General features: G+C 43.3%; 8 protein-coding genes and 2 rRNA genes. 5 read left to right on the top strand and 5 right to left on the bottom strand.

All coding sequences use genetic code 11. The annotated features are described in order from the left end of the window. Window positions 1-1,251 (top strand): 23S ribosomal RNA (locus tag JF50_RS25875); the annotation flags it as partial. A 181-nt stretch (window positions 1,252-1,432) separates the two neighbouring features. Then, a 5S ribosomal RNA gene (gene rrf, locus JF50_RS25870) occupies window positions 1,433-1,547 on the top strand. Between the two features lie 474 nt (window positions 1,548-2,021). Here rrf and JF50_RS25865 read toward each other — a convergent pair. The 4 genes from JF50_RS25865 to JF50_RS25845 all read right to left on the bottom strand — a co-directional run bounded on the left by JF50_RS25865 (window position 2,022) and on the right by JF50_RS25845 (window position 6,250). Then, entirely contained in the window at window positions 2,022-3,035 is a 1,014-nt protein-coding gene (locus tag JF50_RS25865) for an IS110 family transposase (protein WP_039608907.1), read from the bottom strand. A gap of 705 nt (window positions 3,036-3,740) precedes the next feature. Then, window positions 3,741-4,187 (bottom strand): DUF3299 domain-containing protein, encoded by a 447-nt coding sequence (locus JF50_RS25855; RefSeq protein ID WP_231099606.1) that lies wholly within the window; start codon window positions 4,185-4,187, stop codon window positions 3,741-3,743. Between the two features lie 60 nt (window positions 4,188-4,247). Further along, window positions 4,248-5,567 (bottom strand): ABC transporter permease, encoded by a 1,320-nt coding sequence (locus JF50_RS25850; protein WP_039612105.1) that lies wholly within the window; start codon window positions 5,565-5,567, stop codon window positions 4,248-4,250. Further along, window positions 5,564-6,250, bottom strand: a complete 687-nt coding sequence (locus JF50_RS25845) for an ABC transporter ATP-binding protein (RefSeq protein ID WP_039612104.1) — start codon at window positions 6,248-6,250, stop codon at window positions 5,564-5,566. Before JF50_RS25845 ends, JF50_RS25850 begins: the two co-directional genes overlap by 4 nt. Window positions 6,251-6,446: 196 nt before the next feature. Between JF50_RS25845 and JF50_RS25840 the strand changes: the two genes are divergently transcribed. Then, a complete protein-coding gene (locus tag JF50_RS25840; RefSeq protein WP_039612103.1) occupies window positions 6,447-7,547 on the top strand; it encodes a phosphoribosylaminoimidazolesuccinocarboxamide synthase in 1,101 nt (366 codons plus the stop codon). A 387-nt stretch (window positions 7,548-7,934) separates the two neighbouring features. Next, entirely contained in the window at window positions 7,935-10,247 is a 2,313-nt protein-coding gene (locus tag JF50_RS25835; protein WP_039612102.1) for an EAL domain-containing protein, read from the top strand. Between the two features lie 12 nt (window positions 10,248-10,259). Here JF50_RS25835 and JF50_RS25830 read toward each other — a convergent pair whose 3' ends face one another. Next, complete coding sequence (locus JF50_RS25830) at window positions 10,260-11,264, bottom strand: glycosyltransferase family 9 protein (protein WP_039612101.1); 1,005 nt, start codon at window positions 11,262-11,264, stop codon at window positions 10,260-10,262. Between the two features lie 90 nt (window positions 11,265-11,354). Between JF50_RS25830 and JF50_RS25825 the strand changes: the two genes are divergently transcribed. Further along, window positions 11,355-12,191, top strand: coding sequence for a sulfurtransferase (locus tag JF50_RS25825; protein ID WP_039612100.1), 837 nt, complete (start codon window positions 11,355-11,357; stop codon window positions 12,189-12,191). Window positions 12,192-12,205 lie beyond the last annotated feature (14 nt).

The raw sequence follows: 12,205 nt of genomic DNA, 5'->3' as shown, positions 1-12,205 counted from the left end.
GAACTCGGGTGAAGGAACTAGGCAAAATTGTACCGTAACTTCGGGAGAAGGTACGCTCTTGTTTGTGAAGGACTTGCTCCGTAAGCAAACGAGAGCCGCAGTGACCAGGTGGCTGGGACTGTTTATTAAAAACACAGCACTGTGCAAAATCGTAAGATGACGTATACGGTGTGACACCTGCCCGGTGCCGGAAGGTTAATTGATGGGGTTAGACATTTGTCGAAGCTCTTGATCGAAGCCCCGGTAAACGGCGGCCGTAACTATAACGGTCCTAAGGTAGCGAAATTCCTTGTCGGGTAAGTTCCGACCTGCACGAATGGTGTAACCATGGCCACGCTGTCTCCACCCGAGACTCAGTGAAATTGAAATCGCAGTGAAGATGCTGTGTACCCGCGGCTAGACGGAAAGACCCCGTGAACCTTTACTACAGCTTGGCACTGAACATTGACCCTACATGTGTAGGATAGGTGGGAGGCTTTGAAGCACAGTCGCTAGATTGTGTGGAGCCGTCCTTGAAATACCACCCTTGTAGTGTTGATGTTCTAACTTAGGTCCCTAATCGGGATTGAGGACAGTGCCTGGTGGGTAGTTTGACTGGGGCGGTCTCCTCCCAAAGAGTAACGGAGGAGCACGAAGGTTGGCTAAGTACGGTCGGACATCGTACGGTTAGTGTAATGGTAGAAGCCAGCTTAACTGCGAGACAGACACGTCGAGCAGGTACGAAAGTAGGTCATAGTGATCCGGTGGTTCTGAATGGAAGGGCCATCGCTCAACGGATAAAAGGTACTCCGGGGATAACAGGCTGATACCGCCCAAGAGTTCATATCGACGGCGGTGTTTGGCACCTCGATGTCGGCTCATCACATCCTGGGGCTGAAGTCGGTCCCAAGGGTATGGCTGTTCGCCATTTAAAGTGGTACGCGAGCTGGGTTTAGAACGTCGTGAGACAGTTCGGTCCCTATCTGCCGTGGGCGTTTGAGAATTGAGAGGGGCTGCTCCTAGTACGAGAGGACCGGAGTGGACGAACCGCTGGTGTTCGGGTTGTTATGCCAATAGCATTGCCCGGTAGCTACGTTCGGAATCGATAACCGCTGAAAGCATCTAAGCGGGAAGCGAGCCTCGAGATGAGTTCTCACTTTAACTTAGAGTTAACTGAAGGGCCGTTGAAGACTACAACGTTGATAGGCGAGATGTGGAAGTGCTGTGAGGCATTGAGCTAACTCGTACTAATTACCCGTGAGGCTTAACCATACAACGCCAAAGTGGTTTTAAGCTTGTTAGAAGTTAAGAATATAAGTAGACGATAAGAATTTAATTACGCTCTCCGAATTTAAGCATTGTGACTAGATAAGCTCTTATGAGAAATCAATTCACCTTGCGCAAATGAAATGACAAAAAAGACGTCATTAGCCATTTGCACGAAAAGAATTTGCTTGGTAACCATAGCATTTTGGAACCACCTGATCCCATGCCGAACTCAGTAGTGAAACGAAATAGCGCCGATGATAGTGTGGGGTTTCCCATGTGAAAGTAGGACATTGCCAAGCGCCAAATTAAAGAAAGCCCGATTCGAAAGAGTCGGGCTTTTTTCGTGCTAAATCGTCTCGAATGTTGCAGAGGTCATGCACATTGATAAAGAGACGAATTAGCGCAAGGTGAAGGGAGCATCCTTCACCGCCGACAAGGCAAACTCAAGATTTCCTCAGCAACAGCTAAAACGGCTCATTTCACCTTGCGCAAAAAGAGCGCACGCACTGCGTTCGCTGTCGCTAGCCTTTTACACCACGTGATCCTGAACTCGTATATGGACTCCACTTGTTTGACAACATGTTTTTTAAAATTAAAGATGCTTGCGTATATGCGGTTTCTTTTGAGAGCGCTACTCTCTAACCTTTGATTTATTCGCACCTTCTGTCCTAAACGCTTCGTTAGTGTATTATCACTTCAAGTTCAGACAGGTTTTCAGAAGGTTGGTCTTACCTTTTAATTACATTGTTGTCGAACTCTTTTTAAAATGTTTTTTAAATCATAACTGGCTGGTAATTCGTACCTTGTTTTAACATTGCCCAAGCAGTTCTGATATTTTTATTCACCAGCGCAATACAAGCTCGCTTCACTCCTGAACGAGCAACTAACCTTAAGAGCCATTGCTGCTTCAATGTCTTGGGTTTCTCCGGCAGATTAGAAATGTATGACAATGCCCCCAAAAATAAACAGGACTTTAGCTGTTTATCTCCAGCACATTTATCAATTCCCAGCATCACGGTTTTTCCGCCACTGCTAAATTGTTTTGGGGTAACGCCTAAATATACTGAAGCACATCGCCCATTTTTAAAATGCTCCGTTTGACTCAAGCTGGCAATTAGCCCCGCTGCGCCTAAAACTCCCACACCTTCAAGCGCAATAACACGTTGGCATTGTTCATTTTGAGAAACAAGCAGTTCTAGGTTTTTAGTGACTTTATTCAGAGATTGCTCTATTTGATGGTATTGAGCTTTTAAGACACTGAGTAATGGCAATAATACCTCTGGTAAACTATTGCACTCTGTTAAAACCTCTTTCAATGCTTTCTTGGAGCGAGGAATAGTGATGCCATATTCATAAAATAAGGCCCTAATATGATTACTGAGTTGTGTAAGTTGTTTATCCAGAAACTTACGACTCACAGTGAGCGTTTGGAGAATTTGCTGTTCTATGTTTTTTACTGGAGAAAAGGGCATATTTGGTTGAATAGCAGCAATCGCAATCCCGATAGCATCATTGGCATCTGTTTTTTGTTTGCTTATATAAGGCTTAACATGTTTCGGAGACATCCCTCTCACTTCATGACCATAGGATTGAGCAACCCGCCCCCAATAATGAAAACTGCCACATCCCTCCATTGCCACAATGCTAGGAGGAGAGTTAGCGAGTATCTGGCGAACTTTAGATGGAGACTGTGCTTTATTAAAAATAATTTCGCCATGTTTAGAGACTTTTGCGACTTGGATAATATTTTTTGCAAGATCGAGCGCAATCACGTTACGATTATTCATATATGGACTCCTTTGTTTTGGTCGACACCACATTACACTGTATGTGAAGTGTGGTGGAGTCCATATATCGCTTCAGGATCCATTTCTTTTTTGCATAATATTTGGTTTCCGGAACAAGCCCGGAATGACATAGAGAGAACATGATAGAGATTGATGGCAGTGTATTGACTTTGTTTAGTTAAAACGGCTTATTTCACCTTGCGCGAAAAGAATGGCAGCGCTCCGCGCTGTGTCATAAACCTTTCGCACGATACTCACCTTGCGCAAATTGAACGTACTCGCTTCGCTCATTATCGTTACATTTTGCACGTTAATCACCTTGCGCAAAAAGAACGTACTCACTGCGTTCGTTGTCTCTATCCTTTTGCACGATAAGCGCAAGGTGAGGGGAGCAACCTTCACCGCTTTCATCCTGCTAAATACATTTCCTCAGCAACAGCTAAACTAGCTTATTTCACCTTGCGCAAATTGAACGTACTCGCTTCGCTCGCTATCGTTACATTTTGCACGTTAATCACCTTGCGCAAAAAGAGCGTACTCACTTCGCTCGTTGTCGTTACATTTTGCACGTTAATCATCTTGCACAAATTGAACGTTAGTTTCAAAGTGAGCAGTATTATCGGAAGTAAGTGGTCGGGATCGGAAGGTCAATGTGGGAGTGTTTTGTGGGAAAAGAGGAAGTATATTGACTTCCTCTTTGAAAAGTTAAAGCTCGAAGGGGGCAACTCCTACCGCTTTCATGGTATATCCCGTTTGGGCCAGCTCACTTTTATGGCTTTCTACTTTGATAGTGCCGGTTACGGTGATGGCATCATACAAGCTGTCAATTGGTACACCATTTTTGATCTTTACGTGTACGATTTGATTTGGCGGTGGTGGTGGAACATGGATACATGCGCCAAAGTAAGGTACGAGTAAAAACTCAGTGATGACTTCGCTATTTCCTTCTAGCGGCACAACAAAACCTGGCAAGCTAACACTTTTACCATCTAGTGCTTTGACAACGGGGGCGTCTAAATCGGGTTGTACCCAGTTTTTATCATCGCCGTCATGATTAGCAGCCTCTTGATTGCTGATCTGTTCATGGCCCTCAGGAATTAAATCGTCCCAAAAAATCTCTTTTGGTGGCGCCGCAATAACGGATAAAGACATAAGCACCGTAGCTATTATTATGAACCAAGGTGCTAATCGAGTTGAAAACATAAAAACCTCTTAAACTTTGATACTCATGCCATCATTGAGTGAGTAAAAATACGCACGTATAGCAGGGATCGCGCCGATAACTGTACCTGAGACCATAATAACCCCTAGCAAGAGCAGTTCATAGCTATTGAGCATGGATAATGTGATAGAAATACCAAACTGAGCTTGCAATACACCTTTACCTATAAAAATGAGTGAGTAAAACAGAGTAAGGCCTACTATACATCCGAGTGCAGTAATAAGAATGGCTTCACTGGTCATTAAAGTAAATATGTGGTGTGGCCGTGCCCCGACTGATCTTAGGATGGCAAGTTCCCTGCGTCGCTGATTAAGTGAGGACAATAAAGTTGTTAACATACCAAGTAAGCTTATCAACACAACAACCCCTGAAAATAGCATTAAGATTTTCTCGACAATATCAAGCATGCCCCACAGTTCTCGTAGAGTCACACCCGGCATAATGGCTGAAAGTGCCTCAGGTTCATAAGTATTGATATTGCGACGGACTTGCAATGTGTACAAAGGCGACTCAAAACCCATTAAAAACGCGGTTATTTGCTTTGGTTTACCGACTAAGTCTCCTGGTTGACTATTGAGAGCTTCATTATTATGACGATGATGGTCGTGGTCGTGGTCGTGGTCATGTGCATCATCGTGGCTTTTTCGTCCGATGAGGTGTGTACCAGTGTGCTTTGGACCGTGCATCTGCTCAATTGCTTTAAGCGGGACATGTAATGTTTTATCGACTGGGGTCCCCGTCGGCTCTAAAATACCGACAATCACTAATGGGTTGTCATCATGGTGATGAAAGCTGGTGTTACCCATGCCATGTGAGACCACAATTTTTTGACCTAGGTAATAGTGGAGTTGTTTGGCCACTTCGCTGCCTATGACAACTTCCTGCGCATTGTGATAAGGCCGACCATGCGCGAAGCTGAGGGGGTGTTTATTGCCATAGCGATAATGCTCGAAATAGTTTTCGTCACTACCCAGTACAGAAAAGCCTTTATGGCTGTCGCCCAAACTAATTGGGATAGTCCATGCAACGCCTTTTTGTGCTTTGATATATTCATAGCTATGCCAAGATAAACCGTTATTTGCATGGCCGATTCTGAACACACTGGATAGCAGCAGCTGAATATCTCCGGTACGTGCCCCAACAATTAAATCTGTGCCTGAGATCGTACTACTGAAACTTTGCTTCGCTTCTTGCCTGACTCGCTCTATTGACAGCAGTAGCATGACACTAATTGCAATGGTAAATAATGTCAGTAGTACGCTGGCTTTTCGATTGATGATACTTTTAAAGGCGAGGTTAATTAATGTCATAGGCTCGCTCCATTTATGTCTTTCAAACTGACTTTTCTATCAAATAAAGATGCAAGGCCAGCATCATGACTCACAAATAAGATGGTCGCTTGATATTGTTCGGCTTGTTCAAAAAGTTGTTTAATGAAGATATCTCTATTATCTGCATCTAAAGCAGAGGTGGGCTCATCGGCAATGATAAGCTCAGGTTGACCGATGAAGGCGCGTGCTGCTGCAACTCGCTGTTGCTGACCTATACTTAGCTCATTCACAGAGCGATGTTGAGTGTCTTCATCAATACCTAATTCATTGAGCAGTTTTAATGCCTGCGCTTCAGCGGTGATATTGATAGCTTTTAAATTAGCTTGTCTTCGCTTTGAAAAGTTGCATCCCAGCAACACATTATCAATAGGACTTAAGTAAGGGAGTAAATTAAAGTTTTGAAAAATAGTACCAATATGGTCAGCTCTAAACTTATCTCTTTTGGCATCATTCAGTGCAGCTAGGTTTTCATTCAAAATTTCAATTGTGCCATGTTGCGCAGTATGAATACCTGCGAGCAGGCCGAGCAGGGTTGATTTACCGCTGCCACTGGGGCCGTGCAAAAATAGCTGTTCGCCTTTTTTTATATGTAGGTTATTGATTTTTAGCGTCGGGGTAGATTGGCCCGGCCAGCTAAACGTGAGATCTGATATTTGGATCATGTAACCATCTCTGAGTACCGAGTTTCAGTCATATTATCTTAGAACGTGTTTAGACTAAACTAAGTTTCGCTAGGTTGGTCGTGTAATGCGTTAAACAATTGTGATTTTTGTTGTGCTCGACTATCATACCCACCTCTAACCCCCCTCTGTATTATGCGTCCTTTAGCAAGATGCAGCCGTTCTCTATGGAGATACAATGAGTAGCTACAAAGTTCTAGACGTCAATGACGATCTACCAATTCGCACTAAAGGTGCGGTGCATAGTGGTAAAGTACGTTCGGTTTATTGGTTAACCGACCAAGACAGCGCCAGATTAATCGAAGAAAAGGGCTATGATGTTCCAAAAGGAACTGAGCTTGCGATCATGGTTATTTCTGATCGAATTTCTGCGTTTGACTGTATCTGGCAGGGTGAAAACGGTTTAAATGGTGTGCCTGGCAAAGGTATTGCATTGAACAGTGTTGCAGCCCATTGGTTCAAGTTGTTTGATGAAGCAGGTCTTGCCGGAAATCATATTGTCGATATCCCTCACCCATACGTGTGGATCGTTCGCAAAGCGAGCACAGTTCGAGTTGAGGCAATTGCGAGACAATATATTACTGGTAGCATGTGGCGTGATTACAGCAAAGGTATTCGAGATTTCTGTGGTATTCAGCTACCTGAAGGCTTGCAGGCTCATCAGAAATTGGAAGAAGTTCTGATCACGCCTTCAACCAAAGGTATCATCTCTGGTGTGGAAGATGTGCCAGAAGTAGATGACGTAAACATTACGCGTAAAAACATCACCGATAACCTTGAAGCATTTAACTTTAAATCCGCTGAAGATGTCACACGTTATGAGCAGTTATTAAGTGATGGCTTTAATCTTATTTCCAAAGAGTTGCATAAGTTGGATCAGATCTTCGTCGATACTAAGTTTGAGTTTGGCTATGTTGAAGATTCAGATGGTGAAACTCGACTGATTTATATTGATGAAGTTGGTACCCCTGACTCTTCTCGTATTTGGGATGGACCAGCCTATCGAGATGGTAAGATTGTTGAAAACTCGAAAGAAGGTTTCCGCCAATTACTCATCAACAATGTGCCTGACAGTGATGTGTTACTGAATAAAGATCGCATGCCTGAAAGAGAGTCTTTAGCGCAATCCTACAAGTTACCGCAAGACGTTATGATGTCTGTGTCTAACACTTATGTTGGCATCGCGAGTAAAATTGTGGGTAACGAGCTTGTTATCCCTCAAGACCCTCGTGCAGAAGTCATTTCTATTCTTGATGAGCAATATGGTCTTATAGACTAATTAGCCTCCCAAAGGTGCCTAACAATCAGCTGCTTAAGTTATTGTTAGGCATTCGTCGTACAATTCCTTGCTTTTCCTTTCCAAGTCACTTTTACTTAAGAATACAAAGTAATCTTATGTGGCTCAGTCCTATTTTTTCTGCACACTTGGTACATACGATTTTGTGGCGTTCAGCTATATTCTAAGAACAAAAATCGTTTTATTAACGGTCAACGCATACAGAGCGGTAGCAAGTGATGAAACAATTGAAAGATATTACCAAGAACAACGGTCTGTAAATTGGATTAGCCATAACAGTGTATCGATGAGCGCTTTAGATAATTCAGCTATTTGGGGCGGGTTTATTTTGTCTGAATTATCAACTCATTGGTATAGTAAAGGAACATTATGGGCACAAGTTTTAAAAACCGAATTATTGTACTGTGTGTCGGTCTCGTACTGATCACCGCAGTGGCCAGTCTTGCGGGCTTTTGGTGGTCTACGAGTGAGTTTAAAGAGCGTCAAGTTCAGCAAGATATTCAAAAAGCGCAAAGCGTCTATCAGCAGTATTTGGTGGCGCGTGAGCGACTACTGGTCACAGCCGCTTCAGTGTTAACTCAAGATTTTGGTTTCAAGCAAGCTGTTGCAACGAGAGATGCATCTACAATCAGCAGTGTTTTATTTAATCATAGTCAAAGAATCAATGCTGAACTGATGCTGCTATTGGATATGCGAGGAAAGCTGATTTCCACTAACCAAAATCAACTTGAGTTGCCTCAGGATATGAGGCCTTTGGTTAAAGAGTTATTGGCTCATCAGGAGCGTTCTGCTTTTGTGGTTTTGGATAAAAAGCTATATCAAGCCATTATTTTACCAGTCAAAGCGCCAAGAACCATCGCATTTACGATTGTGGGTTTTGTGGTTGATGAGCCAATTGCACAGCAATTAAAAGGCCTAACAGGGATGGAGATGAGCTTTATCAGTCAGGGTGAGCGCATGAAAGCCAGTTCCATTCAACTGCCTGAAGACCGTGATTTGTTTGCCTATCTTCACGAGCAGAAAATTAGTCGCTGGTTAGGTGAATACCCTTTGTATGTGAACGCGGAAGTCGCGCTCCCATCATTAACGAAAGTACCTGTTAGTTTGGTACTCAGTGCCGATCTACGAGCTGAGTATGAGGAGTTTGACCAACTCGTACTGACCATTGTTTTTCTCTCATGTATTACCATGCTATTCGGTTTTGTCACCAGTGGCTTTTTGGCGCGCAATTTAGCAACGCCTCTGCAGCAGCTGACGGTTATGGCAAGGCGATTCGCAAAAGGCGATTATAATGCGCAAATCCATGAAACCCGTCCAACCAAAGAAATTTGCCAACTGGTGGATGCCTTTCATGAGATGGGAGATGACATTCAAGCTCGTGAGAAGAAAATTCGCTATCAAGCAAGTCACGACGTACTGACTGGTTTTTACAATCGCACTTCAGCGTTACCTATCTTGGATGCTTTGTTTTCGACAGAGCAAGTTTATTATTTATTGGTGTTAGATATTAAAGGACTTAGGCACATCAATGACAAGTTAGGACCTCGCATAGGTGATAGCTGTATACAAGCGGTTGCAGCGCGTATCGAGCAGGTCACCGCCGATTTTGAAGGGCTGAATGTCAGACTTGGTGGAGATGAGTTCTTAACCGTTCTCTTAGCAAAACCAGACTCGACTATGGCGCAGTGCGTAGATAACTTCTTAAATAAATTGACTCCCAGTTATACCGTTCATAATTTTGATATCAATTTGCGCTTTAGTGTGGGTGTGATCCACATCCCTGAACAAGCTGATAATGCTGACGACAGTATACGACGTGCTTTGATTGCAGCTGATAATGCTTCTCACGGTGTAGAAGATGTTTATTTTTATCAAACTGGAGAAGATGAAGCATATCTGGAACGGCTTGAAATCGTTGATGAACTAAAGCAAGCATTGGTTGCAGATGACGGTCAGCTTTTTATGACATATCAACCGAAACTAAATATGCGTACGGGCGCGGTAGATAAGGTTGAGTCCTTGATCCGTTGGAAACGGACCAATGGGGATTGGGTGTCTCCAGAGTTATTTATCGATCTAGCTGAGCAATCAGGTTTAATCGTTGATTTGACGCAGTGGGTGTTGAAAACGGTTATATCGCAAATATCGGTTTGGACAGCACAAGGTTTAACGATGAAAGCGGCCATTAATGTATCCGCTCAAGATATTGCAGATATCGATTTCATACCTCATTTGCAGGCCATGTTAAATACTTACTCTGTACCAGCAAACTTGATCACGATTGAACTGACAGAGCGGGATATGATAGAAAATGAGGAAAAAGGGATAGCCGCGTTAATTGCACTTAAAGAAATCGGCGTGCATATTTCGCTGGATGATTATGGTGTTGGGCAAACTTCTTTGGGACGACTTAAAATGCTACCAATTGATGAATTGAAACTCGATAAGGTATTTATCTTAAAATTGGCAGGGTCACATCAAGATCAATGTATTGTCCGTTCAACGATCAGCTTGGGTCACCAACTCGGGTTTTCTGTGGTCGCCGAGGGCGTAGAAGATGCAGAGTCATTGACACTATTGGAAGAGATGAAATGCGATTATGCACAAGGTTATTATTTAAGTCGGCCTTTAAAGGCAGATGATTTCACACAATGGTTAGGCCAATATCACAAAGCAGTGTAAGGTGCTAAAGCGTTATTTGATAAGTTCAAAGAGCGCTTTATTGATGGCTTCTGGCGAAATGTCTCTTATCATTTGTGACTCAAATAACGACATTGATTGGTGATGAAGTGCGATTAGGTTTTGTTGTTTTGGTGCGACGATAGACCAAGGAGATGTACCTTGACCAATGATGGCAACACAGGGGGTGTTACAAGCAGCTGCAATATGCATTGGCCCCGAATCAATCGAGATCATCGCATCCATATCACCAATCGTGTCGACTAATATGTCTAATGTCATGCGACCTGCTAAATTCGTCACTGAGTTGCTTTGCTGACCGGTTTCTTGTGTGAGCACTTCCATCTCATCTCGTTCGGCGTCATCACCTAATAGGTAAAGATGTATATCTTGATGTGCACTTAATCGCTTGAGTAACGCGAGTGATAAATCATGAGGGTAACACCGGTGTCCTTTTATTGCCCCACCAAGGTAAAGTGCTATTTTTAGCTTACCTTTAAGCGGCTGCTGTAATGCTTTGGGCGTGAGAGCGGGTTTACTAAAGGTTTCAAAGGGCTTGCCATGGGGCTCGTTGACCAGCTGGCAATAACGATAAATATAATGTTCACATGGGTTGAGTTTTAATGCATGACTTAATAATGGGCTTCGAGCATTCTGTGCGTAGCCGATGACTGTTTTGATACTGGCAAGTTTTAGCAGCAGTGCGTCACGTAAAGAGCCTCTAAACAATACTGCAACAGAGATATTGTGTTTCTTGAGTAGACCAGCCATTTTTAGAATGGTGTGTGGCTCATCATGACAATGACGTTTGTCTGCCATGAACTCTACGCCATATTGCTCAGCACGAGAAAATAAGCTGGCCATAAATGGCCTACCTAAAACGTATATACGTTTTTTAGGGTACAGGGTTTTTAGTAGTTCCAAGGCTGGCAGGGTGTTAATGGCATCCCCGATAAATTTTGGTAAAACAGCTAAAATAGCGCCGTTTACTTGACCTGAAACAATGACTTTACTACCCATACATTATATTTGCGATATACATTAAAGCGCCCTAGTATAGCGTTTGCTTTATTGGAATTTAACCGGAAGTAATTAAATAAGTGTTCGAAAATGGCAAAAAACTTAAAAAGCAGTCAGTGGGTATATGAAAACCTGCAAGAATTGATCATTCTTGATGCGGGGATAATAAAGCCCGGTCAGCAGGGAACTTACCAACCTAAAGCAATTATTCCTGGTGCGCTGCGCTTTGATATCAGCCATACCTTTAGCGATCATGAAAGTGCTTTCCCTAACATGATGTGTTCATCGAATGTGTTCCAAGCAGAAGTACGTCAACTCGGTATTAATCATAGCGATACAATCGTGGTTTATGATGATAAAGGTTTATTTAGCGCAGCAAGAGCTTGGTGGATGTTTAAGTCAATGGGGTTTGATCAAGTCTTTGTTTTAGACGGTGGACTAAAGTATTGGCAATCATGTGACTTTGAGACTGTGACTGAGTATGCGTGTGCTCAGGCATTAGGTGATTTTACAGCAGACCCACAACCGCACTATTTTATAGACAAGCATTCGGTTTTGTCTGGCATCGATTGCCCAGATACCTTGCTGTTTGATGCCAGAGGTGCGGCACGCTTCGCAGGGCAAGGTGTCGAACCGCGTTTGGGAATGCGTCAGGGTCATATCCCAAATAGCGTGAATTTACCTTATAGCAGCTTGCTGACGGAGCAAGGCTTATTGCGACCTATCGTGGAGATTGCACAGCAATTGAAAACATTAGGTGCTATGTCATACGATGCCACCTTACAGTTTAGCTGTGGATCCGGGATCACCGCATGTATTTTAGCTTTGGTTGCAACTGAATGCGGTTACAAAAAGCTGCAGGTATATGATGGTTCCTGGAGCGAGTGGGGTGGGTTAGAAGATCTTCCAATCACTACCAGCCGTTAAATGCGATGAACAGT

The organism is Pseudoalteromonas luteoviolacea (assembly GCF_000814765.1).
In the GTDB taxonomy this organism is placed as follows: domain Bacteria; phylum Pseudomonadota; class Gammaproteobacteria; order Enterobacterales; family Alteromonadaceae; genus Pseudoalteromonas; species Pseudoalteromonas luteoviolacea_H.
This window is presented reverse-complemented; position numbering and strand designations above follow the sequence as displayed.